Here is a 23402-nt window from a genome sequence, read left to right as displayed (position 1 = left end):
CTCAGCTCAGCCGCTCGAGGACCATCGCCATGCCCTGGCCGCCGCCGACGCACATGGTCTCCAGGCCGAACTGCTTGTCGTGGAACTGCAGCGAGTTGATCAGCGTGGTGGTGATCCGCGCGCCGGTCATGCCGAACGGGTGGCCCACGGCGATCGCGCCGCCGTTGACGTTGAGGCGGTCCAGGTCGATGCCCAGGTCCCGGTAGGACGGGATGACCTGCGCCGCGAACGCCTCGTTGATCTCCACCAGGTCGATGTCCGAGATCGACATCCCGGCCAGCGCCAGCGCCCGCCTCGACGCCTCGACCGGCCCGAGGCCCATGATCTCGGGCGACAGGCCGGACACGCCGGTGGACACGATCCGGGCCAGCGGCGTGATGCCCAGCTCCTTGGCCTTGACGTCGCTCATGACCACGAGGGCCGCCGCGCCGTCGTTGAGCGGGCAGCAGTTGCCCGCCGTGACGCGGCCGTCGGGCCTGAAGACCGGCTTGAGCGCCGACACGCCCTCGATCGTGACGCCCGCCCGGGGGCCGTCGTCGGCCGACACGACGGTGCCGTCGGGCAGCGTCACGGGCGTGATCTCGCGGGCCCAGAAGCCGTTGGCGATGGCCTTCTCGGCGAGGTTCTGCGACCGCACGCCGAACTCGTCCATCTCCTGCCGGGTCACGCCCTTGGCCAGCGCGAGGTTCTCCGCGGTCTGGCCCATGGCGATGTAGATGTCGGGCAGCTGCCCGTTCGCGCGCGGGTCGACCCACTCCGACGCGCCGGACTGCGCGACGGCCGCCGACCGGGCCTCGGCGTCGGCGAACAGCGGGTTGTGGGTGTCCGGCCACGAGTCGGACGACCCGCGGGCGAAGCTGGACACCGTCTCGACGCCGGCGCTGATGAACACGTCGCCCTCGCCCGCCTTGATGGCGTGCAGCGCCATCCGGGTGGTCTGCACGCTGGACGCGCAGTAGCGGGTCACGGTCGTGCCGGGCAGGGTGTCGTAGCCGGCCAGCACGGACACCACGCGGCCCATGTTGAAGCCCTGCTCGCCGCCGGGCAGGCCGCAGCCGAGCATGAGGTCGTCGATGTCGTTCGGGTCGAGCTGCGGCACCTTCGCCAGCGCGGCCTTGACGACCTGCACGGTCAGGTCGTCGGCGCGCACGTCCTTCAGCGAGCCCTTGCCGGCGCGCCCGATGGGCGACCGGGCGGCGGAGACGATCACGGCCTCAGGCATTACGGAACTCCTTTGTTTCGCCGCAACGTGTGACGTGAAGCCTAGTTAACGCCCGTTCAGCGCGGCCACCACTCGTGACGAACGACGCCGCGCGGCGTCGCCCGCCGCACCGCCCCTCGTCCACCGGGCCGATCCGCCCGCCACCGGGATACCCTCACCGCGTCATCTCAAGAAGTGGAAGGTCCGTCGTGGAGTACGTCGAGAGCGTCGTAGACCTGGTCGGGAACACGCCGCTGGTGAAGCTGAACGCGGTGGCCGAGGGCCGCCGGCCGCTCATCCTGGCCAAGGTCGAGTACCTCAACCCCGGCGGCAGCGTGAAGGACCGCATCGCGCTGCGCATGGTCGAGGCGGCCGAGCGCAGCGGCGAGCTCAAGCCCGGTGGCACGATCGTCGAGCCCACGTCGGGCAACACCGGCGTCGGCCTGGCCCTCGTGGCCCAGCGCAAGGGCTACCGGTGCGTCTTCGTGTGCCCGGACAAGGTCAGCGTCGACAAGCGCAACGTCCTCAAGGCCTACGGCGCCGAGGTCGTGGTGTGCCCGACGGCGGTCGCGCCCGAGCACCCCGACTCCTACTACAACGTCTCCGACCGCCTGGTCGCCGAGATCCCCGGCGCGTGGAAGCCCAACCAGTACGCCAACCCGGAGAACCCGGCCAGCCACTACCACGGCACCGGCCCGGAGATCTGGCGGCAGACCGAGGGCCGCGTGACGCACTTCGTCGCGGGCGTCGGCACCGGCGGCACGATCTCCGGCACGGGCCGGTACCTCAAGGAGGTGTCCGAGGGCCGCGTGAAGATCATCGGCGCGGACCCCGAGGGCTCGGTCTACTCCGGCGGCACCGGCCGGCCGTACCTCGTCGAGGGCGTCGGCGAGGACTTCTGGCCCGACGCCTACGACCGCACGGTGTGCGACGAGATCGTCGCGGTGAGCGACGCGGACTCGTTCGAGATCACCCGGCGGCTCGCCCGCGAGGAGGGGCTGCTCGTCGGCGGCTCGTGCGGCATGGCCGTCGCGGCGGCGCTGCGGGTGGCCGAGGGCGCGGGGCCGGACGACGTGATCGTGGTGCTGCTGCCCGACGGCGGGCGCGGCTACCTGTCCAGCGTCTTCAACGACAAGTGGATGGCGCAGTACGGCTTCCTGTCGCCCGACACGTCCGGCGCGACCGTCGGCGACGTGCTGCGGCGCAAGGACGGCACGATGCCCGACCTCGTGCACGGCCACCCCAACGAGACGGTCGCCGAGGCCGTCGCGATCATGCGCGAGTACGGCGTGTCCCAGATGCCCGTCGTCAACGCCGAGCCGCCCGTGATGGCGGCCGAGGTCGCCGGCGCGGTCAACGAGCGCGACCTGCTCGACGCGCTGTTCACCGGCAAGGCCCAGCTGACCGACCGGCTGGACCGCCACATGTCGTTGAAGCTGCCCACGATCGGCGCCGGCGAGTCGATCAGCTCCGCGATGGCGGCACTGTCCTCAGCGGACGGTGCGCTGGTGCTGGACGACGGCAAGCCGGCGGGCGTGGTCACCCGCCAGGACATCCTCGGTTTCCTCGCCGGTCGCTGACCGGTCGACCCCCGGACGTCGACCCGTCCCGTTCCGGTCTCGGAATGGGACGGGTTGACCGGTTGCGCGTGGCCAGGGGCGTGCCATCCGCTAGCGTTGGCCACCGACTCATACGCCTACGGCCCGTGCCAAGGGGGTTGGAAACTCCGATGAACGCTCCGCAGCCGCCAGGGAACCAGCAGTTCGGCGGTCACAACCAGCAGGAGCAGGGGCAGGGTGCCCAGCCCCCGAACGCCGCCGACGCGACCCAGGTCGTCCCGAGCGGCGGCGGCCAGTCCCCTGCTTTCCCGCCGCCGGAGGCGACCCAGGTCGTGTCCTCCGGCCAGCAGCAGCCGAGCTCGGAGGCGACGCAGGTCGTGCCGCCGGGCGCGGCGCAGCAGCCGCCGTCCAACCCGTACGGCCAGCCGGCGCAGCAGCCCGGCTCCGGCGCGTTCCCGGCGCAGCAGCCCGGTTCCGGTGCGTTCCCGGCGCAGCAGCCCCCGCCCTACGGCCAGCAGCCGCCCCAGTACGGCCAGCAGCCGTACGGGCAGCCGCCGTCCAACCCGTACGGTCAGCCCCAGGTCAACCCGTACGGCCAGCAGCCGCCGTCCAACCCCTACGGCCAGGCCCCGGTGTCGAACCCGTACGGCCAGCCGCAGCAGCAGGCGTGGGGCGTCCAGCCCGGCTACCCGGCCCAGCCCGCCTACGGCGCGCCCGCGGGCGGTTACGCGGAGTGGGGAAACCGCGCGGTCGGCGCGCTGATCGACTACCTCGCGCCCGGCCTCGTCGTCGGCATCCTGGCCGGCATCGGCTCGGCCACGGGCGACCCGACGATCACGCTGATCCTCACCGGCGTGGCCTACGTCGGCCTCATCGGCTTCCTGATCTACAACTCCTGGTACCTGGCGGGCACCACCGGCCAGTCCATGGGCAAGAAGATCGCCAAGGTCAAGCTCATCAAGGAGGAGACGGGGCAGCCGATCGGCTTCGGCAACGCCTTCGTCCGCCACCTGTGCCACTTCGTCGACTCGCTGCCCTGCTACGCGGGCTGGTTCGCCCCGCTGTGGGAGGCCAAGAAGCAGACGTGGGCCGACAAGATCATGGGCACGGTCGTGGTCAACGCGCCCGAGGGCTCCGGTGGCTACCCGACCGGCGGCGGGTACGGGCAGCAGCAGCCCAACCCCTACGGCCAGCCGCCCGCGGCCAACCCGTACGGCCAGCCGCAGCAGAACCCGTACGGCCAGCAGCCGCCGCAGCAGTGGTGAGCTAGCCCCCTCCGGGACCAACCGGATTCACCCGACCGCCCGTCGACCAACCGGCCGACGGGCGGTTGCGCTTTCGCCCGCCGTACCCTAGGGCCATGACGGACACCGGCCACCTCGGCTTCGCCACCAGGGCCATCCACGCCGGGCAGGACCCCGACCCCACGACGGGTTCGGTGATCGTGCCGATCCACGCCACCTCCACCTACGCGCAGGACGGCGTGGGCGGGCTGCGCGGCGGGTTCGAGTACTCCCGCACCGGCAACCCGACGCGGGCCGCCCTGCAGGAGTGCCTGGCCGCGCTCGAAGGCGGCCGGCACGCCCGCGCGTTCGCCTCGGGCATGGCCGCGAGCGACACGGCCCTGCGCGCGCTGTGCCGTCCCGGCGACCACGTCGTCATCCCGAACGACGCGTACGGCGGCACGTTCCGGCTGATCGACAAGGTGCTGTCGCACTGGGGCGTCGAGCACACGCCGGCCCCGCTGCACGACGTGGCCGCGGTGCGCGCGGCGATCCGGCCGAACACCAGGGTGGTGTGGATCGAGACGCCGACCAACCCGCTGCTCAACATCGCCGACATCGCCCTGCTGGCGGAGGTGGCGCACTCGGCGGGCGCGCGGCTCGTGGTGGACAACACGTTCGCCTCGCCGTACCTGCAGAACCCGCTGGAGCTGGGCGCGGACGTCGTGCTGCACTCGACCACCAAGTACGTCGGCGGGCACTCGGACGTCGTCGGCGGCGCGCTGGTGACGTCGGACGACGACCTGGACGCCCAGTTCGGGTTCCTGCAGAACGGCGCGGGGGCCGTGCCGGGGCCGTTCGACGCGTGGTTGACGCTGCGCGGCATCAAGACGCTCGAAGTGCGCATGGAGAAGCACTCGGACAACGCCGAGAAGGTCGTCGAGGCGCTGCTGCGGCACCCGAAGGTGACCCGCGTGTACTACCCGGGCCTGGCCGACCACCCCGGCCACGAGGTGGCGGCCAAGCAGATGCGCCGGTTCGGCGGCATGGTGTCGTTCACCGTGGAAGGCGGCGAGGAGGCGGCGCTGCGCGTGTGCTCCCGCACCCGCCTGTTCACCCTGGCGGAGTCGCTGGGCGGCGTCGAGTCGCTGATCGAGCACCCGGGCCGGATGACCCACGCGAGCACCGCTGGCTCCCTGCTGGAGGTCCCGTCCGACCTGGTGCGCCTCTCCGTGGGCATCGAATCCCCCGACGACCTGGTCACCGACCTCCACACCGCCCTCACCTGACCGCGAGAGTCCAACGCTCAACCGTCGAGAGTCCAACCCCCAGCTCGCGTGAGTCCTACGTTCGGCCTTCGAGAGTCCTACGTTCAGAGCACCTGAGTTCAACGCTCAGCGCACCCGAGCCCCGTGCCCGGCCGCCACGGCGCGGGGCTCGCTCTGTGCCGAACGTTCAACTCAGGTGCTCTGAGCGTTGGACTCTCGGGCTCTGGACGTAGGACTCTCGCGGCCTGAAGGTTGGACTCTCGCGGTCCGGACGTTGGACTCTCGCGGTCAGCGGGGGCCGAAGCGGGCGGCGTTGCGTTCGCGGGCCTTGGCGGCCTCGACCTCGCGGTCACGCGGCGGGGCGTTGGTGACCAGCGCCTCCAGCAGCACGCGGGTCGCCTCGGCGACGGCCTCCACGGCGGCGTCGAACGCCTCCTGGTTCGCCGCCGACGGGCGCGTCGACCCGCTCACCTTGCGCACGTACTGGACCGCCGCCGCACGGACCTCGTCCTCGCTCGCGGGCGGTTCGAAGTTGTGGAGCACCCTGATGTTGCGACACATGGCTCCACTATCACCCATGCCGGCGAACGGCGTCAGGGCTTCGGGGTGTCAGGGCTTCACGTCGTACCCGGCGTTCTCCACCCGCGGCACGGCGGGCAGCTCGTGCGAGTCCACGCACCCGCCGACGAACTCCACCACGCCGTCGCGCTCCACGAACCGGCCGCCGTCGGCGCACCCCGCGTGCGCCACGGTGAAGAAGGCCGCGCCGGCCAGCGCCACGGCCGTCACCACCGCTCCGACGAGCGGGAGCACCGCGGTCACCCGTGCCGCGAGCGCCATCGCCACCCTCCAGGTGAAAGCTGTGTGAGACACCCCTCGCCCCGAGGGTACCGGTCCCGGAGCGCGTCGTACGGGCATCGTCAACAGTGAAGACGGGTGAGGCCGGCCCGGGTTGCCCGGACCGGCCCGTCACCGTCACCGCACCACGCCCGACCACCCGGTCGGCGCGGACACCTCAGAGGTTGCCCCGGCGCTCCTGCTCGCGCTCGATCGCCTCGAACAGCGCCTTGAAGTTGCCCTTGCCGAACCCGAGCGAGCCGTGCCGCTCGATCAGCTCGTAGAACACGGTCGGCCGGTCGCCGATCGGCTTGGTGAAGATCTGCAGCAGGTAGCCGTCCTCGTCCCGGTCGACCAGGATGCGGTGCTCCTTGAGGACCTCGATCGGCACGCGCACCTCGCCGATGCGCGCCCGCAGCTCCGGGTCGTCGTAGTAGGAGTCCGGCGTCTCCAGGAACTCCACGCCCGCCGCCCGCATCGCGGTCAGCGTCGCCACGATGTCGTTGGTGGCCAGCGCGATGTGCTGCACGCCCGCGCCCTCGTAGAACTCCAGGTACTCGTCGATCTGCGACTTCTTCTTCGCGACCGCCGGCTCGTTGAGCGGGAACTTCACCCGGTGGTTGCCGTTGGAGACGACCTTGCTCATCAGGGCCGAGTAGTCGGTGGCGATGTCGTCGCCGATGAACTCCGCCATGTTCACGAAGCCCATCACCCGGTTGTAGAACTCGACCCAGTAATCCATCCGGCCCAGCTCGACGTTGCCCACGCAGTGGTCGACCGCCTGGAACAGCCGCTTCGGCGCGCCCTCGGGCCGCACGACCGTGCTCTCCCGCGCCTGGTAGCCGGGCAGGTACGGGCCGCGGTACCGGGAGCGGTCCACGAGGGTGTGGCGGGTCTCGCCGTAGGTGGCGATGGCGGCGAGCCGCACGGTGCCGTGCTCGTCGCTGACGTCGTGGGGCTCTTCGAGGACGGTCGCGCCCTGGGAGCGCGCGTGCTCGATGCACTTGTCGACGTCGGCGACCTCCAGCGCGAGGTCCACGACGCCGTCGCCGTGCCGGCGGTGGTGATCGAGCAGCGGGCTGTCCGGCAGCACGCCGCCGTTGATCACGAACCGGGCCGAGCCGGACTTGAGCACGAAGGACTTGTGGTCCCGCTGCCCGGTCTCGGGTCCGGCGTACGCGACGAGCTGCATCCCGAAGGCGACCTGGTAGAACCACGCCGTCTGGGTCGCGTTGCCGACCACGAACACCACGGCGTCCATGGAGCGGACGGGGAACGGGTCCCGCGTCCCGTCGTAGTCGACCAAGCCCACGAGTTGGCGGAGCTGGTCGTAGCTCACGTCGTCAAGCTGCTGCGTCATGCCTCACAGCATGTGCAAGGCTGGGCAGGGTGAGCAACAGTCTCTTGTTTCGCTGGTCGTTTTGTACAGTGACCCATGGCTTCCGACTCGCAAGCTGAACACTCTGACCAGGCCGTCGACGCTCTGGACGCGCGGCTGTTGCTGCTGCTCACCGACGAGCCGCGGCTGGGGGTGCTGGAGTGCTCCCGGCGGCTCGGCGTGGCCCGCGGCACGGTGCAGGCCCGCCTGGACCGGCTCGTCGCGCGGGGCGTGCTGACCGGCTTCCCGCCCGCGCTGGACCTGGCCGCGATGGGCTACGGGCTGACGGCGTTCGCCGTGCTGGAGATCGCGCAGGGCAGGCGGCACGAGGTGGCGCGCGGCCTGGCGGCGATCAACGAGGTGTGCGAGGTGCACGCGACGACCGGGCCCGGCGACCTGTTCGCGCGGGTCGTGGCCCGGTCCAACGCCGACCTCCAGCGCGTGATCGACTCGATCGTGGACGTGCCGGGCGTGCAGCGGCTGTCCACGTCGATCGCGCTGTCGACCCCCGTCCCGCCCCGCGTGCGGCCCCTGCTGGAGCGCATCACGTGACGCGACAGCAGAAGGGCGGCCACCCCGCGTGGTGGCCGCCCTCCCGGTGTCTGGGGGTCAGCCGGCGTACGGCACGGCCTTGATCAGCGTGACTTTCATCGTGCTGCCGTTGGGCAGCTCGTACTCCCGCGCCTCGCCCTCCTTCGCGCCGAGCAACGCCTTGCCCAGCGGTGACGAGGGGGAGTAGACCTCCAGCGCGCCGTGCGCGCCCTCCTCACGGGTGGCGAGCAGGAACTCCTCGGTCTCGTCGTCGCCGTCGTAGCGGACGGTGAGCACCATGCCGGGCGCCGCGATGCCCGTCACCGTGGGCGCCTCGCCGACCTTGGCGACCCTCAGCAGCTCCTGCAACTGGCGGATGCGGGCCTCCTGCTTGCCCTGCTCCTCGCGGGCCGCGTGGTACCCGCCGTTCTCCCGGAGGTCACCCTCCTCGCGACGCGCGTTGATCTCCGCAGCAATGACCGGGCGATTCTCGATCATCTCGTCCAGCTCCCCCTTGAGCCGGTCGTAGGCCTCCTGGGTCAGCCAGGTCACCTCGGTGTCGCTCACGGTCACCAACTCCTCGTCTTGCTCCGGCCCACGGCGTGGGCTGGCAGTTCCCGGGCGCACCAGCCCGGAACGGAAAAACACGGCCCGCGTCGGGGCCGTGCTGAATGGCCAGAGTAACACGCGCTCAACGTTCGACGACGGCGTTTTGTTCCCGGATTCGCCGCTAAACTCGCAGATCACCCGCTTGGCCGCTACCTCGTGGACAGGTACGCCGGAACCTGGTAGGAGCAGCCGAAGACCTCTCCGGTGACCGGTGGTTTGGACGTCCGCAGCACGGTCGTCGCCCGGACGGTGCCGCCGGCGGGCCCGACCAGGACCTCGCGCCGCCCGGCCTCGTCGCCGTCGTCGGCCCGGGCCCGCACGATGCACACCACGGGACGCTCCGGGGTCTTCCTGACCACCTCGAACGTGATTTCGACCGCGTTGTCGCCCACCGCCCGGAACGCCGTCTGCCCGGCCTCCACGGGCGCGGTGCCGAGGTTCCGGTAGCCGACCCAGGCGACGACCCCGCCGACCAGCACCGCGATCACGGGCAGTGACCAGCGCGCCCACCGGGGCAGCGGCCCGCGGGGTGTGCCGTACCGACCCTCCGGCAGTGCCACTGTCCAACGCCTTCCCACCCGTGGGGAACAATGTCCCTCGACCACCGCGTTGAGTGTCGCAGGGACCGGACCGGTCGGGTTCGGCAGGGGCGAGGAGGAGCACCACCGTCATGGTTGAGAAGCTGCGCCTGATGGCGGTGCACGCGCACCCCGACGACGAGTCGAGCAAGGGCGCCGCCACGATGGCCCGCTACGTGGCCGAGGGCCACGAGGTCATGGTCGTGACCTGCACGGGCGGTGAGGCGGGCAGCATCCTCAACCCCGCCATGGACCGGCCGGACGTGCTGGAGAACATCGCGGAGATCCGGCGCGCCGAGATGGCCCGCGCGGTGGAGATCCTCGGCGTGCAGCACCGCTGGCTCGGTTTCGTGGACTCGGGCCTGCCCGAGGGCGACCCGCTGCCGCCGCTGCCGGAGGGCTGCTTCGCGCTCACCCCGCTGGAGGAGTCGACGCCGCCGCTGGTCCGGCTCATGCGCGAGTTCCGCCCGCACGTCGTGGTGACCTACGACGAGAACGGCGGCTACCCGCACCCCGACCACATCCGCTGCCACGAGGTGTCGGTGGCCGCGTTCGACGCGGCGGGCGACCCGGAGCGCTACCCCGAGCTGGGCGAGCCGTGGCAGCCGTTGAAGCTGTACTACTCGCACGGCTTCTCCCGCGCCAAGCTGCTGGCGTTCCACGAGGCGATGCTCGCCGAGGGCCTGGAGTCGCCGTACGTCGAGTGGCTGGCCGGGTGGGACGCCGACAAGCCGGACGTCATCGAGCGGGTCACCACCCGCGTCGAGTGCGCCGACTACTTCCCGGTGCGCGACGAGGCCCTCAAGGCCCACGCCACCCAGATCGACCCGGAGAGCCGCTGGTTCGCCGTGCCGCGCGAGATGCAGCGCAGGGTGTGGCCGACGGAGGAGTACGAGTTGGCGCGGTCGCTGGTCGACAGCACCGTGCCCGAGGACGACCTGTTCGCGGGCGTCCGGGAGAGGGTGACGGCGTGACCTCGTTCGACCCGGTCCCGTGGGAGCAGACCACGGCGACCGTCCTGGCTCAGCCACCGTCCACGGACAAGGACCCGGGCGGCCAGCAGGAGGACTTCGGCAAGTCCTCCCCGCTGGGCCTGCTGATCCTGGTGCTGTTCTTCATCGCGGTGTTCTTCCTGGTCAAGTCGATGAACAAGCACCTGCGCAAGCTGCCCGCCTCCTTCGACGAGCCCGAGCCGAAACCCGACGCGAAGGCCGGCAACGGTTCCGCCCGCAAGGACGACTAGCCGTACCAGGCGCGCCGGGCCGGGACGGAGACCAGCTCCCGTTCCGGGTACCGCAGCGCCGTCAGCGCGCCGCCGAACACGCACCCCGTGTCCAGGCACAGCGTGTTGTTGACCCACTCCGGCTCCTCGACGGGCGTGTGTCCATACAGGACCACCGCCGCGCCCCGGTAGTCGCGCGCCCACGGGTGGCGGACGGGGAAGCCCCGCTCGTCCACCTCGCCCGTGTTGACGCCCCACAGCGCCAGCGCGCGCGACTGCGCCGTCTCGCGGCCGTGGTGGCGCTCGGGCAGCCCGGCGTGGGCGATGACGAGCCGGCCGCCGTCCAGGACGTAGTGCGGCACGAGCGAGTCGCAGAACTCCAGCACCTCGGCGCGGAATCCGGCCGACTCGCGCCCGAGCTGCTCCAGCGAGTGCTCCAGGCCGTGGTTGACCCGCACGTCCCGCCCCCGCAACGCGCGCACCAGCTTCTCCTCGTGGTTGCCGCGCACGCAGATCGCGTCGCCCGCCGCCACCATCGCCATCACGAGCCGCAGCACGCCCGGGGTGTCCGGCCCGCGGTCCACCAGATCGCCCAGGAAGGCGACCTTGCGGCCGTCCGGGTGCCCGCCGCCGGGGGAGTGGCCGAGCTCGCGCAGCAGGTCCTCCAGCTCGACGCGGCACCCGTGCACGTCGCCCACCACGTCGAACGGGCCGGTCTCGTGCCGCAGGTCGTGGGGCAGGGGTTTGCCGGGAGGCTCCATGCCCCCAGTTTGATCGACGCGTCGGCCGGTTGTCCGCGAATTACTGTGGAGCCATGACGAACCGGCTCGCGTCCTCGACCAGCCCCTACCTGCTCCAGCACGCCGAGAACCCGGTGGACTGGTGGCCGTGGACGCCCGAGGCGTTCGAGGAGGCGCGCTCGCGGGACGTGCCGGTGCTGCTGTCGGTCGGGTACGCCGCGTGCCACTGGTGCCACGTCATGGCGCACGAGTCGTTCGAGGACGAGGCCACCGCGCGGTACATGAACGAGCACTTCGTCAACGTCAAGGTCGACCGCGAGGAGCGGCCGGACGTGGACGCGGTCTACATGGCCGTCACGCAGGCGCTCAGCGGGCACGGCGGCTGGCCCATGACGTGCTTCCTCACCCCCGGCGGCGAGCCGTTCTACGCGGGCACGTACTACCCGCCGACGCCCCACCGCGGCATGCCGTCGTTCCGGCAGGTGCTGGAGGCCATCACGCACGCGTGGCACGAGCAGGGCGCCGAGGTGCGCGAGTCGGCGGCGGGGATCGTGGCGCAGTTGGCGTTCCAGCCGCTGCCCCGGTCCACTGTGGACGACGACGTGCTGTCCGGCGCGGTGGTGTCGCTGCTCGGGCACTTCGACCGGGCCAACGCGGGGTTCGGCGGCGCGCCGAAGTTCCCGCCGTCGATGGTGCTGGAGTTCCTGCTGCGCCACCACGAGCGGACCGGCTCGGTGGAGGCGCTGTCGATGGCGCGGGCGACGTGCGACGCGATGGCGAACGGCGGCCTCTACGACCAGTTGGCGGGCGGGTTCGCGCGGTACAGCGTGGACGCTGCGTGGGTCGTGCCGCACTTCGAGAAGATGTTGTACGACAACGCGTTGCTGCTGCGCGCGTACACGCACCTGAGCCGCCGCGACGACAACCCCCGGTACCGGCGGGTGGTGCGGGACACGGCCGAGTTCCTGCTCCGCGACCTCGGCACGGCCGAAGGGGGGTTCGCGGCGTCGCTGGACGCCGACACCGAGGGCGTCGAGGGCGCGACCTACGTGTGGACGCCCGCGCAGCTGGTCGAGGTGCTGGGGTTGGCGGGCGGAGCGCGCGCCGCGGCGCTGTACGGCGTGACGGACGAGGGCACGTTCGAGCACGGCACGTCGACGTTGCGGATGCTCGGCGACCCCGACCCGGAGATCGCCGCCGCGCTGCTCCAGGCCCGTGACCGCAGGCCGCAGCCGGGACGTGACGACAAGGTCGTGACGGCGTGGAACGGGCTGGCGATCACGGCGCTGGCCGAGGCGGGGGCGGTGTTCGGCGAGCCGCGGTGGGTGGAGGCCGCCGCGCGGGCGGCGTCGCTGGTCCTGGACCTGCACCTGGTCGACGGCAGGCTCCTGCGGACCTCGCGGCACGGGGTGGCCGGCACGGCCGCGGGCGTGCTGGAGGACTACGGCTGCTTCGCCGACGGGCTGCTCGCGCTGCACCAGGCGACCGGCGACGTCGCGTGGTTCACCGCCGCCCGCGGCCTGCTCGACACCGCGCTGGCCCGGTTCGCCGGCGGGGAGCCGGGCGTCTACTACGACACGGCCGACGACGCCGAGGCGCTCGTGCAGCGGCCGTCGGACCCGTCGGACAACGCGAGCCCGTCCGGGGCGTCCTCCCTGGCGTCGGCGCTGGTCACGGCGTCGGTGCTGGGTGGGCCGTCGACCTACCGCGAGGCCGCGGAGGCGGCTCTGGCGAGGGCCGGCCTGCTGGCGGCCCGGGAGCCGCGGTTCGCCGGGCACTGGCTGAGCGTGGCCGAGGCGATGGCGCTCGGACCCGTGCAGGTCGCCGTCGTGGGTGACGACCCGGAGCTGGTCGGCGCGGCGTGGACGGGCGTGCACGGCGGCGGGGTGGTCGTGGCGGGCGCACCGGACTCCGCCCCGCTGCTGGCCGACCGACCGCTCGTGGACGGGCGTGCGGCGGCTTACGTGTGCCGCGGGTACGTGTGCGACCGGCCCGTGACCACGGTCGCCGACCTGACCGCCGCCCTGGCTGTCCACCGGTAGCGAATTCGCCCGCCGGTCGGGTGGCGCGGGCGTAACGTCGGCATCGTCGTAATCATGTAATCAAGGTGGTGCGAGATGCGACGTGGATGGGGAAGCCGGGGTGGTTGGCAGCAGGCCGACCAGCCGCCGGCGGACGACGCGGCGGCCTGGTTCAGCGGCCGGCTGCCCGACGGCTGGTTCACCGAACCGCCGACCGTCACGGTCGACCGGGAGGAGATCCTGGTCGTCGGCACGCTGCCGCCCGTGGAGGGCGAGTTCGCCGACGACGCGGAGCGCGCGGCGGCCGAGGCGGGCCGCATCAGCCGGTTCCGCGAGCAGACGAGGGACGAGAGGATCGAGGTGGCCCGCCAAGCCGAGCACCGCTACCGGCGCAAGGTCGCCTGGGGCGCCCGGCTGGGTGGGACGGAGGAGCTGTTCACCACGCTCTCGGTGCCCGTGATGACGAGGCTGCGGCAGCCCGAGCGCCGGGTGCTGGACACGCTCGTCGCGGCCGGGGTGGCGAGGTCGCGGTCGGAGGCCCTGGCCTGGGCCGTGCGGCTGGTGGGCGAGCACGCGGACGCGTGGCTGACCGACCTGCGCGAGGCGATGACGAGGGTGGACGACCTGCGCACCCAAGGCCCCGACCTGACGTGACGACGACCCGTCCCCCGACCGCGGCGGGGAACGGGCGCACCCTCACGACGCTTCACGCGCCGGCTCAGGAGTACACGGCGAACCAGATGGCGATGTAGTGGCACAACGCCGCCAGCACCGTCGCCGCGTGGAAGAACTCGTGGTAGCCGAAGACCTCCGGCCAGGGGTTGGGCCGGCGCAAGGCGTAGAAGACGGCGCCCGCGGTGTAGAGGAGGCCGCCCGCCAGGAGCAGGACCAGCGCGCCCACGCCGACGTGGTGCAGCAGGTCGGGCAGGACGAACACCGCCACCCAGCCCAGGGCGATGTAGATCGGCACGCCCAGCCACCGAGGCGCGTGCGGCCAGGCCAGCTTCAGCGCCACGCCCCCCAGCGCGCCCAGCCACACCACCAGCAGGACGACGTTGCCCGTGTCCCGCGGCATGGCCAGCAGCGCGAACGGCGTGTAGGTGCCGGCGATGAACACGAAGATCATCGAGTGGTCGAGGCGCTTCATCCACGTCCGAGCCCGCGCGCTCACCCAGTTCACCCGGTGGTACAGCGCGCTCACGCCGAACAGGCCGACCACCGTCACGCCGTACACGGACGTCGCCAGCGCCGCCTTCGCCGACACCGTGGCCGCGGCGGCGATCAGCGTCGCCCCCGTCACCACGGACACCACGAACGACCAGAGGTGCAGCCACCCCCGCAGGCGAGGCCGCAGCGCGGGCTGCGGGGCACGAGTCGACGTCGTCACGCCCCGAGGTTACGGGAGCGTAGGTAGCGGGGTCAGCACACGGCGGCGTGACCGCGACCACCCGGCGTACGCTCTTCCAGCGTGGGTCTTCGCGAGCGCATCAAGGACAAGCTCCTCCTGCCGGTCTACGAGTACCGGCTGAACCGCTGGCTGGACGGCAAGCAACGACCACGCCACGTCGGCGTGGTCCTCGACGGGAACCGCCGGTGGGCCAAGGAAGCCGGCTTCACCGACGTCGCCCACGGCCACCGCGCCGGCGCGCGGAAGATCCTGGAGCTGCTGAGCTGGTGCCGCGAGGCCGAGGTCGAGGTGGTGACGCTGTGGATGCTGTCCACGGACAACCTCAACCGCCCGGCCGAGGAGCTGGGGCCGCTGCTCGACATCATCGCCGACATCGTGGACGAACTCGCCGAACCCGGTAACCCGTGGCGCGTCCGGCACGTCGGCGCGCTGGACCTGCTGCCGACCGAGACCGCCGCCCGGCTCTCCGCCGCCGCGCTGCGCACGAAGGGCCGCTCCGGCCTGGAGGTCAACGTCGCCGTCGGCTACGGCGGCCGGCAGGAGATCGCCGACGCGGTCCGCAAGCTGCTCCAGAAGCACGCCGAGTCCGGCGGCACGATCGAGGAGCTGGCCGAGGTCCTCGACGTCGACCACATCGCCGAGCACCTCTACACCTCCGGCCAGCCCGACCCGGACCTGCTGATCCGCACGTCCGGCGAGCAGCGGCTGTCCGGGTTCATGCTGTGGCAGTCCGCGCACTCGGAGTTCTGGTTCACCGAGGCGTACTGGCCCGAGTTCCGCCGCACCGACTTCCTGCGCGCCCTGCGCGACTACGCGGTCCGGCACCGCCGCTTCGGCTCCTGACCCGCGCGGCGAACGCCGGGCGGCAGCCCCGCGCAGGGCTCGCGCGCGAGAACGCCGAAGGGGCGGTGCACCCCGACCGGGTGCACCGCCCCTTGGCTACTTCAGCGGTTCTCGACGCCTGTCAGGCGAAGATCACTCGCCGTGCAGGCCGTGGCCCGAGTTGCCGTCGTTGTCCGTGTTGATGCAGAGGCTCTCGTCGTTGTTCGAGAGGATCGGGATCGCCAGGACGTTGAGCTCGACCTCGCAGACGTTGAGGTTGCTCAGCAGGTCGGAGTCGTCGGCGAAGTTGATCAGACCGAACTGGTCGTTCTCCGCACCGTCCTGCGCGTCCTCGAAGTAGTGCAGCTCACCGATCGCGGTGTAGTCGTCGCCGTACCCGCCGTCGTGGTGCGGCGTCGCGAACGCGGGAGAGCCCAGCAGCATGAGACCGGCCGCGGCGATGGCGACGGCGCCTGCCTTCTTGAACATGTGGAAACACACTCCTCTAGTGGGGAATTGATGTGACGCCCAGAACCTCGCTCTAACATTCCGAGCATTCGGGGAGTCTGGCGGCTCAGGCGGTTTGCCCTCGCTGCCGTAATTTACCGGCTTGTGCTGTCGATTGCATCCGACCAACACCATCGTGTGAATGCGATGTTCTTGAGTTTGGTTCTCGGGTTTGTTCGACATCGCACCGGTCGTCACGCCGTCCCAATCGGTAATGCGTGACAGTGCCTTTCACGGTGGTGAGCACCGCTATTCCGGGTCGGGCCCGCCACTGGCGCGCCCGACCGGGTGACGTGGGGCCGCCCGCTCAGCCGTCGTCGTCGGCGTTGAGGCAGAGGCTCTCGTCGTTGTTGGACAGGACGGGGATGCCGAGCACGGCGTTGACCTCGACCTCGCAGAGGTTGATGTTGCTGGCCACGTCCGAGTCGTCGGCGAAGTTCAGGAGACCGAACTGGTCGTTCGTGCCACCGTCGCCGTCGTCCTCGACCACGTACCACGTGCCGACCGCGGTCGAGTGCCCGGGTCCCGGCCGGCCCTCGTGCTCGTGGGGTTCGCCGGCCACGGCGAATGCCGGGGCGCCGACCATCATCAGCCCGGCTACGACCGCGGCGACAGTGCTCGCCTTCTTCAGCACTTCACACTCCTGTCCGTGGGTTTCCCCGTCGATCCAGCGCTGCTCGGAAGCCCGGATGTGGGTTGGTCTGACGGGCAAACTACCGGCCCACCGGTCCCGTGTGGATCTCCATGACACTATTGTGTGATCAGCCCAAGGAGGTTGTCCCTCGTTACGGTGTCTTCGGTCGAGACAATTAGTCCGCCCCGCCCGGTTGTGGTAAACCGCGCGGACTTCTCGTAGGGTCTCCAGGTCGTGGACGGTGACCGGATCGTGCGTGAGTACCTGCTGCTCGGGTTGAGACTCGATCGGCTGTCACCCGGTCTGGTCGATTCCTTCACCGGGGACCGGGCGCTGCGCCGCGCCGTGGACGTCGAGCCGAGGCCCCACCCGGTCGCGCTGGCCGAGCGGGCCCGCCTGCTGCGCCGCGAGCTGCCCGGCGCGGACCTCGCGCCGGAGCGCAAGCGCTTCCTCGACGCGCACCTGGTGGCCGTCGAGACCACCGCGCGCAGGCTCGCGGGCGTGCGCGTCGCCTTCGTGGACGAGGTGGAGGCGTACTTCCAGGTCCGCGTCCACCCCGGCCACCCCGACACCTACCGCCGCGCGCACGCGGACCTGGCCGAGCTGCTGCCCGGCCCCGGCACGCTGGCCGAACGCCTCGCCGACCACCGCGCCCGCGACGAAGTGCCCCGCCGGCGGCTGGAAGGCACCGTGCACGCCCTGTCCAGCGCGCTGCGCGACCGCGTGCGGCAGCGGTTCGAGCTGCCCCCCGAGGAGCTCGTGCGGTACGAGATCGTCACCGACAAGCCGTGGAGCGGGTTCAACCACTACCTGGGCGGCTTCCGGTCGCGCGTGGCCGTCAACGCCGACCTGGGCCACCGGATGTCGACCCTGCCGCACCTGGTCGCCCACGAGTCCTACCCCGGCCACCACACCGAGCACTGCCGCAAGGAGGTGGGCCTGGTCGGCCGGCGCGGGCACGCCGAGCAGGCGCTGTTCCTGATCAACACGCCGCAGTGCCTGATGGCCGAGGGCATGGCCGAGCTGGGCCTGCACGCCGCCGTCGGCCCGGGCTGGGGCCGCTGGACCGAGGAGGTCGTGGCCGACCTGGGCCTGCGGGTGGACGGCGAGCTGGCCGAGCGGGTCGAGGGCGCGCTGGCCGGGCTGCTCACCGTGCGCCAGGACGCGGCGTTGATGTTGCACGACCGGCGCGCCCACCCGGACGACGTGGTCGACTTCCTGTGCCGGTGGCTGCTGGTCCCCGAACGCCGTGCCCGCCACATGCTGCGATTCCTGAGTGACCCTCTGTGGCGGGCCTACACGACCACCTACGTGGAGGGAGTGCGGTTGGTGCGCGCCTGGCTGGACTTGCGTGCTCCCACCGACACGGTGAGTGACCGCTATCTGAGACTCCTTGACGAACCACTCGTGCCGGCGGCATTGGCCGAAGAAGTCGCGGCGGGCGTCCCGCGGCTGCCCCGCGACCCCGGCCGACCTCCCGCCGCACGCCGCTGAGCTGCGTGGACGACACGTGTTTCGCCTTTGTGACGGCCCGCCGTCCCCCGAGCGCACCCGGTGCCGACGTCTTTCGCCGGTTTTGCCGACAGGTGACGAATTGACGAATCACCTGTGTGGCTGCCTGCATAAGGGGGACCCGCAGAGGTAACTTCCGGTTGGCGGGACGCGTCCACTGCGGACCGCGCAGGGAGGCCCTGATCGTGGCGGTGTGCGCGAGGGGGCCGGCACCCGGCCCTCGTGGTCGGTGCGCCTGAGCTAGACGGCGTGCCGGTCGATCGGGGTGGTGCCTGGCCCAGCGAGGAGCGGACGCGGGTGCCGCGTTCGTGAGGGAGTTGCCGTGAACGCACGACGACCCGCGAGCCGTTCCTCAGGCTCATCGCGCAGCACTTCCCGGCGCCGAGGCGCGCCCACGACCAACACGTACGTGGTGGACACGTCCGTGCTGCTCTCCGACCCCCTGGCCACCACGCGGTTCGCCGAGCACGAGGTCGTGCTGCCGCTCGTGGTGATCAGCGAGCTGGAGGGCAAGCGGCACCACCCGGAACTGGGCTGGTTCGCCAGGGAGGCGCTGCGCCTGCTCGACGACCTGCGGCTGCGCCACGGCCGGTTGGACCACCCGGTGCCGATCGGCGAGGACGGCGGCACGCTGCGCGTCGAGCTCAACCACTCCGACCCGGAGGTGCTGCCCGCGGGTTTCCGCACGGACTCCAACGACGCCCGGATACTGGCCTGCGCGCTCAACCTCGCGGCCGAGGGCAACGCCGTCACGCTGGTCACCAAGGACATGCCGCTGCGGGTCAAGGCCGGTGCGGTCGGCCTGGCCGCCGAGGAGTACCGGGCCCACGACGTCACGTTGTCGGGCTACTCGGGCATGTCCGACCTGGACGTCGACCAGTCCGTCGTGGACGCGCTGTACCGCGACACCGTGATCGACCCGGCGCTGTTCGACCTCGCGCACGTCGGCGAGCTGCCCTGCCACAGCGGGTTGCGGCTGCTGGCGGGCACGTCGAGCGCGCTCGGCCGGGTGACGCCGGACAAGCAGCTGCGGCTGGTGCGCGGCGACCGGGAGGCGTTCGGGCTGCACGGGCGCTCGGCCGAGCAGCGGGTGGCCCTGGACCTGCTGCTGGACACCGAGGTCGGCATCGTCTCGCTGGGCGGACGAGCCGGGACCGGGAAGTCGGCGCTCGCGCTGTGCGCGGGCCTGGAGGCGGTCATGGAGCGCCGCCAGCACCGCAAGGTCGTGGTGTTCCGCCCGCTGTACGCGGTGGGCGGGCAGGACCTCGGGTACCTGCCCGGGTCCGAGAGCGAGAAGATGCAGCCCTGGGCGCAGGCGGTGTTCGACACCCTCGGCGCCCTGGTCAGCCAGGACGTGGTCGAGGAGGTCATGGACCGCGGGATGCTCGAGGTCATGCCCCTGACCCACATCCGCGGCCGGTCGCTGCACGACTCGTTCGTGATCGTGGACGAGGCGCAGTCGCTGGAGCGCAACGTGCTGCTGACGGTGCTGTCGCGGCTCGGCGCCAACTCGCGGGTGGTGCTCACGCACGACGTCGCGCAGCGTGACAACCTGCGCGTCGGGCGGCACGACGGGGTGGCGGCGGTCATCGAGAAGCTGAAGGGCCACCCGCTGTTCGCGCACGTCACGTTGACGCGGTCGGAGCGCTCGCCGATCGCGGCGCTGGTGACCGAGATGCTGGAGGACTACGCGTCCTGACGGCCCGACCAGGGAGGGGTCTGCCCGATCGCGATCGGGCAGACCCCTCCCGGTCTGCGTCTACCGCCTGCGGGACCCGCGCGAGCGCGCCGTGCCACGCCCGGGAGGCGGCGGAGCGGGACCGTCACCGCCCGATCGTCGGCCCGGTCCCGCGGCACCCGTCGAATGCCCCACCAGCCCTGATCCTGCTGCCCTGCCCGCCGAACGCCCACCAGGCCGGGCCTGGTGGGCGACGTGGCCCGGCGATCACCAGCCCGACGGCAGCGGGCGACCCTCGGCGAACCCGGCGGCGCTCTGCACGCCGACCGTGGCCCTGGCGTGGAACTCCTCCAGCGTCTGCGCGCCCGCGTAGGTGCAGGAGCTGCGGACGCCCGCCGTGATGGAGTCGAGCAGGTCCTCGACGCCGGGGCTGGCCGGGTCCAGGCGCATGCGCGAGGTGGAGATGCCCTCCTCGAACAGGCCCTTCCGGGCGCGGTCGAACGCGTTGTCGCTGCGGGTGCGGGCCGACACGGCGCGCTTGGACGCCATGCCGAACGACTCCTTGTAGAGCCGGCCCTGCTCGTCGCGCTGCAGGTCGCCGGGGGACTCGTAGGTGCCGGCGAACCAGGAGCCGATCATGACGCTGGACGCGCCGGCGGCCAGGGCGAGGGCGACGTCGCGCGGGTGGCGGACCCCGCCGTCGGCCCAGACGTGCCTGCCGAGCCGGCGGGCCTCCGCGGCGCACTCGGCGACGGAGGAGAACTGCGGGCGGCCGACGCCGGTCATCATCCGGGTGGTGCACATCGCGCCCGGCCCGACGCCGACCTTGACGATGTCCGCGCCGGCTTCGACCAGGTCGCGGACGCCCTCGGCGGTGACGACGTTGCCGGCCACGACCGGGACCGCCGGGCGGGCCTCGCGGACCGACTTGAGGGCGGCGAGCATCTTCTCCTGGTGGCCGTGGGCGGTGTCGACGACGAGCGTGTCGACGCCGGCCTGGAGGAGCTGCTCGGCCTTGGCGGTGACGTCGCCGTTCACGCCGATGGCCGCGGCGACCCGCAACCTGCCCGCCCCGTCGAGGGCGGGCTGGTAGACGTCCGCGCGCAGGGCACCGAGGCTGGTCATCACGCCGCGCAACCGGCCGTCGGCGTCGACCCCGAGCGCGACCCGCTGCGTGCCACCGTGGAGCCGGTCGAAGACGTCCCGCGGCGCGGTGTCCATCGGAAGGGTGACGATGCGATCGTCGGCGATGTCGTGCAGCCGGGTGAAGCGGTCGACGCCGGCGCACGCCGCCTCGTCCACCACCCCCGTCGGCCGCCCGTCGTCGTCGACCACGACGACCGCCCCGTGCGCCCGCTTGTGCAGCAGGTTGAGCGCGTCGGCGACCGAGTCGCCGGGGTGCAGCGTCAGCGGCGTGTCCCACACGGTGTGCCGCGCCTTCACCCAGTGCACGATCTCCGCGACCGCCTCGGGCGCCACGTCCTGCGGCAGCACCACGAGCCCGCCACGCCGCGCCACGGTCTCCGCCATCCGTCGTCCCGCCACCGCGGTCATGTTCGCGACCACGATCGGGATCGTCGCCCCCGTTCCATCGGAGGTCGACAGGTCGACACCGAACCTCGAGTCGACGGCCGATCGGCCGGGCACGAGGAAGACGTCGTCGTAGGTCAGGTCGTAGCTGGGCCGGAGCCCTTCGATGAACCGCACGAGAACTTGACGATACTCGCGTCGGGGCCGGTTCGCCCTGGTTGCGCGCACGAGAAGCGGCGTCGGTACGGGGGTTGCGGTTGTGGCTTCCTCCAAGTCCGCAGTCGTGCGGCGCTGCCGGGAGGTGGCGCCCGGACCGGTGATTCGCGGACCGATGGCTCCCGGACCGATGGCACGCGGCTCGCCGGGGCGGGGCGCTGGCCGGGGTGGGTCGCCGGTCAAGCCCGGCCATCAGCGGGGACAGGTCACTGGTCGGGTGGGTCGCCGGTCAAGGCGGGCCGCCGGCCGGGGCGGCCCACTGGTCGGGGTGAGTTGCTGGTAGGGATGGGTCGTGTCCGGTGTGGGGGTGGGTGACGGGTCGGACGGGTTGGTTGGGGGCCTCCTCGTTTTAACCGAGGATGGGTAACAGTGTTTCCGTACATGTTCGGGCCATGATCACCCGATCGTGTCGGGAGCAGGGCCCGGACCTCGGGGGAGCAGGGCGCGGACCGCGTCGATCGTGTCCGCCTCACCCGCGTCCTTGTCCGGCCGGTACCGCAGGACGCGGGCGAAGCGCAGGGCCACCCCGCCCGGGTACCGCGGGCTCACCTGGACGCCGTCCAGCTCGATCTCGATCACCAGCTCCGGCCGGACCATGACGACCCAGTCCGTCTTCTCCGTCGCGATCGCCATCAGCTCACGCGTCTGCCACGCCAGCAGCTCGTCCGTCAGCCCCTTGAACGTCTTGCCGACCATGATCGGCGGCCCGCCGTCCGGGTCACGCGCGCCCAGGTGCAGGTTCGACAACAACCCCCGCCGCCGACCGCTGCCCCACTCGACCCCCAGCACCACCAGGTCCAGCGTGTGCACCGGCTTGACCTTCTGCCACGCCCGCCCGCGCCGGCCCGCCGCGTACACCGACTCCAGCGACTTCACCATCACGCCCTCGTGCCCGGCCGCCAGCGACTCCGCCAGCACCCGGGCCGCCCCCTCACCCGTCGGCGCCCCGGCACCGGGGACGACGTGCGGCCCGGCCACCCGCCGCAGCGCGGCCAGCCGCGCCGACAGCGGCGAGTCCAGCAAATCCTCGCCGTCCAGGTGCAGGCAGTCGAAGAAGAACGGGCTGAGCAGCAGCTCCCGCACGTCCTGCGCCCCGAACCGGCTCATCGTCTCCTGGAACGGCCGGGGTTTGCCCTCGTCGGTCAGCGCCAGCGTCTCCCCGTCGAGCACCACCGAGGTGCAGGGCAGCGCCCGCACCAGCTCCACCAGCTCCGGCACGGTGCCGGTGACCTCCCGCAACGTCCGCGTGAAGATCCGCACCGAGTCGCCCTCCCGGTGGACCTGGATGCGCGCGCCGTCCAGCTTGTGCTCCACCACGCACGGCCCCAGCTCGGCCAGCGCCGACTCCAGCGACTCTGCGGGCGAGGCCAGCATCGGCCGCACCGGCCGCCCCACCTCCAGCCGGAACGCCGCCAGCGCCCCCTCGCCGCGCAGCGCCGCCTCCGCCGTCCCCGGCAGCGACCCCGACAGCATGAACGCCCGCCGCACGACCTCGCCGGGCACCTCCGCCGCCCGCGCGATCGCGTCCAGCATCACCCCTTCGAGCGCACCCTGCCGCAGCTCACCCGTCAGCAGCCGGCGCAGGAAGTCCTGCTCCGCCGCCGTGGCCCGGCCGAACAGCGACGTCAGCGCCTCGACCCGCCGCCCCGCCGAACCCTTGCCGCCGATCGACGCGAACGCGCCCAGCGCCGCGTCCACATCGGACACCGTGAGCGACGGCTCCGCGGCGGGCGGCACGTCCAGCCCCAGCACGGTGCGCCACCCCGCGCCGACCCGCCCCTGGCTGGGCACGCCGACCAGGAACGACACCACCGCGGGCGTGCTCATCCGGCGCACCAGCCCGGCCAGGGCGGCGACCTTGGCCAAGCGGGAGCGCGTCGCCGCCACCGCGGCGGAGGTCTCGACGACTTCGGTGAACAACACGTCGA

Annotated in this window: 22 protein-coding genes and 1 pseudogene; 11 read left to right on the top strand and 12 right to left on the bottom strand. The window is 72.0% G+C overall.

Annotated features, from left to right (window positions below; genetic code table 11):
- Position 1 precedes the first annotated feature (1 nt).
- Positions 2–1222 carry an acetyl-CoA C-acetyltransferase gene (locus tag ACIGNX_RS32155; RefSeq protein ID WP_396544861.1) on the bottom strand — a complete coding sequence of 407 codons (1221 nt, stop codon included), beginning with the start codon at positions 1220–1222 and terminating at the stop codon, positions 2–4.
- 188 nt (positions 1223–1410) lie between these two features.
- On the opposite strand from ACIGNX_RS32155, the gene ACIGNX_RS32150 reads away from it, so the two are divergent.
- The 3 genes from ACIGNX_RS32150 (at position 1411) to ACIGNX_RS32140 (ending at position 5272) form a co-directional block, all read left to right on the top strand.
- Positions 1411–2781 carry a cystathionine beta-synthase gene (locus ACIGNX_RS32150; protein ID WP_396544859.1) on the top strand — a complete coding sequence of 457 codons (1371 nt, stop codon included), beginning with the start codon at positions 1411–1413 and terminating at the stop codon, positions 2779–2781.
- A 149-nt stretch (positions 2782–2930) separates the two neighbouring features.
- The gene (locus tag ACIGNX_RS32145; protein WP_396544857.1) at positions 2931–4025 is read left to right on the top strand and encodes an RDD family protein; all 1095 of its coding nucleotides are present in this window, start codon (positions 2931–2933) and stop codon (positions 4023–4025) included.
- A gap of 95 nt (positions 4026–4120) precedes the next feature.
- Positions 4121–5272, top strand: a complete 1152-nt coding sequence (locus ACIGNX_RS32140; RefSeq protein ID WP_396544855.1) for a cystathionine gamma-synthase — start codon at positions 4121–4123, stop codon at positions 5270–5272.
- A 267-nt stretch (positions 5273–5539) separates the two neighbouring features.
- Here ACIGNX_RS32140 and ACIGNX_RS32135 read toward each other — a convergent pair whose 3' ends face one another.
- The 3 genes from ACIGNX_RS32135 to hppD form a co-directional block, all read right to left on the bottom strand.
- Positions 5540–5812, bottom strand: coding sequence for a DUF2277 domain-containing protein (locus ACIGNX_RS32135; RefSeq protein WP_396544853.1), 273 nt, complete (start codon positions 5810–5812; stop codon positions 5540–5542).
- 48 nt (positions 5813–5860) lie between these two features.
- Positions 5861–6091, bottom strand: a complete 231-nt coding sequence (locus ACIGNX_RS32130; RefSeq protein ID WP_396544851.1) for a hypothetical protein — start codon at positions 6089–6091, stop codon at positions 5861–5863.
- 175 nt (positions 6092–6266) lie between these two features.
- On the bottom strand, positions 6267–7448 hold the full coding sequence (hppD, locus tag ACIGNX_RS32125) for a 4-hydroxyphenylpyruvate dioxygenase (RefSeq protein WP_396544849.1): 1182 nt from the start codon (positions 7446–7448) through the stop codon (positions 6267–6269).
- Between the two features lie 75 nt (positions 7449–7523).
- On the opposite strand from hppD, the gene ACIGNX_RS32120 reads away from it, so the two are divergent.
- Positions 7524–8018, top strand: coding sequence for an Lrp/AsnC family transcriptional regulator (locus ACIGNX_RS32120; RefSeq protein ID WP_396544847.1), 495 nt, complete (start codon positions 7524–7526; stop codon positions 8016–8018).
- Positions 8019–8075: 57 nt separating this feature from the next.
- On the opposite strand, the gene greA is transcribed toward ACIGNX_RS32120, so the two are convergent.
- Together greA and ACIGNX_RS32110 are read right to left on the bottom strand one after the other, a co-directional pair.
- Positions 8076–8570 carry a transcription elongation factor GreA gene (gene greA / locus ACIGNX_RS32115; RefSeq protein WP_396544845.1) on the bottom strand — a complete coding sequence of 165 codons (495 nt, stop codon included), beginning with the start codon at positions 8568–8570 and terminating at the stop codon, positions 8076–8078.
- A gap of 185 nt (positions 8571–8755) precedes the next feature.
- Positions 8756–9166 carry a DUF4307 domain-containing protein gene (locus tag ACIGNX_RS32110; RefSeq protein ID WP_396544843.1) on the bottom strand — a complete coding sequence of 137 codons (411 nt, stop codon included), beginning with the start codon at positions 9164–9166 and terminating at the stop codon, positions 8756–8758.
- A gap of 110 nt (positions 9167–9276) precedes the next feature.
- Here ACIGNX_RS32110 and mca point away from each other — a divergent pair, with 110 nt between their 5' ends.
- Both mca and ACIGNX_RS32100 read left to right on the top strand, forming a co-directional pair.
- Positions 9277–10158 carry a mycothiol conjugate amidase Mca gene (gene mca / locus ACIGNX_RS32105; RefSeq protein ID WP_396544841.1) on the top strand — a complete coding sequence of 294 codons (882 nt, stop codon included), beginning with the start codon at positions 9277–9279 and terminating at the stop codon, positions 10156–10158.
- The gene (locus ACIGNX_RS32100) at positions 10155–10427 is read left to right on the top strand and encodes a hypothetical protein (protein ID WP_396544839.1); all 273 of its coding nucleotides are present in this window, start codon (positions 10155–10157) and stop codon (positions 10425–10427) included. The genes mca and ACIGNX_RS32100 overlap by 4 nt, the downstream gene beginning before the upstream one ends.
- 2 nt (positions 10428–10429) lie before the next feature.
- Here the strand turns inward: ACIGNX_RS32100 and ACIGNX_RS32095 are convergent.
- Positions 10430–11179: pseudogene (locus tag ACIGNX_RS32095) on the bottom strand (metallophosphoesterase); the annotation flags it as partial.
- A gap of 41 nt (positions 11180–11220) precedes the next feature.
- Between ACIGNX_RS32095 and ACIGNX_RS32090 the strand changes: the two are divergent.
- Together ACIGNX_RS32090 and ACIGNX_RS32085 are read left to right on the top strand one after the other, a co-directional pair.
- Positions 11221–13188, top strand: coding sequence for a thioredoxin domain-containing protein (locus tag ACIGNX_RS32090; RefSeq protein WP_396544837.1), 1968 nt, complete (start codon positions 11221–11223; stop codon positions 13186–13188).
- Positions 13189–13263: 75 nt separating this feature from the next.
- Positions 13264–13821 carry a hypothetical protein gene (locus ACIGNX_RS32085; RefSeq protein ID WP_396544835.1) on the top strand — a complete coding sequence of 186 codons (558 nt, stop codon included), beginning with the start codon at positions 13264–13266 and terminating at the stop codon, positions 13819–13821.
- A 64-nt stretch (positions 13822–13885) separates the two neighbouring features.
- On the opposite strand, the gene ACIGNX_RS32080 is transcribed toward ACIGNX_RS32085, so the two are convergent.
- Positions 13886–14554: a hemolysin III family protein gene (locus tag ACIGNX_RS32080; RefSeq protein WP_396544833.1), complete on the bottom strand. Its 669-nt coding sequence runs from the start codon at positions 14552–14554 to the stop codon at positions 13886–13888.
- A 117-nt stretch (positions 14555–14671) separates the two neighbouring features.
- On the opposite strand from ACIGNX_RS32080, the gene ACIGNX_RS32075 reads away from it, so the two are divergent.
- Complete coding sequence (locus ACIGNX_RS32075; RefSeq protein ID WP_396544986.1) at positions 14672–15418, top strand: isoprenyl transferase; 747 nt, start codon at positions 14672–14674, stop codon at positions 15416–15418.
- A 132-nt stretch (positions 15419–15550) separates the two neighbouring features.
- On the opposite strand, the gene ACIGNX_RS32070 is transcribed toward ACIGNX_RS32075, so the two are convergent.
- Positions 15551–15886 (bottom strand): hypothetical protein, encoded by a 336-nt coding sequence (locus ACIGNX_RS32070; protein ID WP_396544831.1) that lies wholly within the window; start codon positions 15884–15886, stop codon positions 15551–15553.
- Between the two features lie 325 nt (positions 15887–16211).
- Positions 16212–16538, bottom strand: a complete 327-nt coding sequence (locus ACIGNX_RS32065) for a hypothetical protein (RefSeq protein WP_396544830.1) — start codon at positions 16536–16538, stop codon at positions 16212–16214.
- 252 nt (positions 16539–16790) lie between these two features.
- Between ACIGNX_RS32065 and ACIGNX_RS32060 the strand changes: the two genes are divergently transcribed.
- Together ACIGNX_RS32060 and ACIGNX_RS32055 are read left to right on the top strand one after the other, a co-directional pair.
- Positions 16791–18032, top strand: coding sequence for a DUF885 domain-containing protein (locus ACIGNX_RS32060; RefSeq protein ID WP_396544828.1), 1242 nt, complete (start codon positions 16791–16793; stop codon positions 18030–18032).
- A gap of 427 nt (positions 18033–18459) precedes the next feature.
- Positions 18460–19749 (top strand): PhoH family protein, encoded by a 1290-nt coding sequence (locus ACIGNX_RS32055; protein WP_396544826.1) that lies wholly within the window; start codon positions 18460–18462, stop codon positions 19747–19749.
- 246 nt (positions 19750–19995) lie between these two features.
- Here the strand turns inward: ACIGNX_RS32055 and ACIGNX_RS32050 are convergent, their stop codons facing one another.
- Positions 19996–21435: a GuaB1 family IMP dehydrogenase-related protein gene (locus tag ACIGNX_RS32050; RefSeq protein WP_396544824.1), complete on the bottom strand. Its 1440-nt coding sequence runs from the start codon at positions 21433–21435 to the stop codon at positions 19996–19998.
- A gap of 435 nt (positions 21436–21870) precedes the next feature.
- Positions 21871–23397 (bottom strand): ATP-dependent DNA ligase, encoded by a 1527-nt coding sequence (locus ACIGNX_RS32045; RefSeq protein ID WP_396544822.1) that lies wholly within the window; start codon positions 23395–23397, stop codon positions 21871–21873.
- Positions 23398–23402: the final 5 nt, after the last annotated feature.

The sequence above is a fragment of the Actinosynnema sp. NPDC053489 genome, from assembly GCF_044544865.1.
Taxonomy (GTDB): domain Bacteria; phylum Actinomycetota; class Actinomycetes; order Mycobacteriales; family Pseudonocardiaceae; genus Actinosynnema.
The sequence above is the reverse complement of the archived record's forward strand: the minus strand, read 5'-3'. Positions and strand labels throughout refer to the sequence as shown.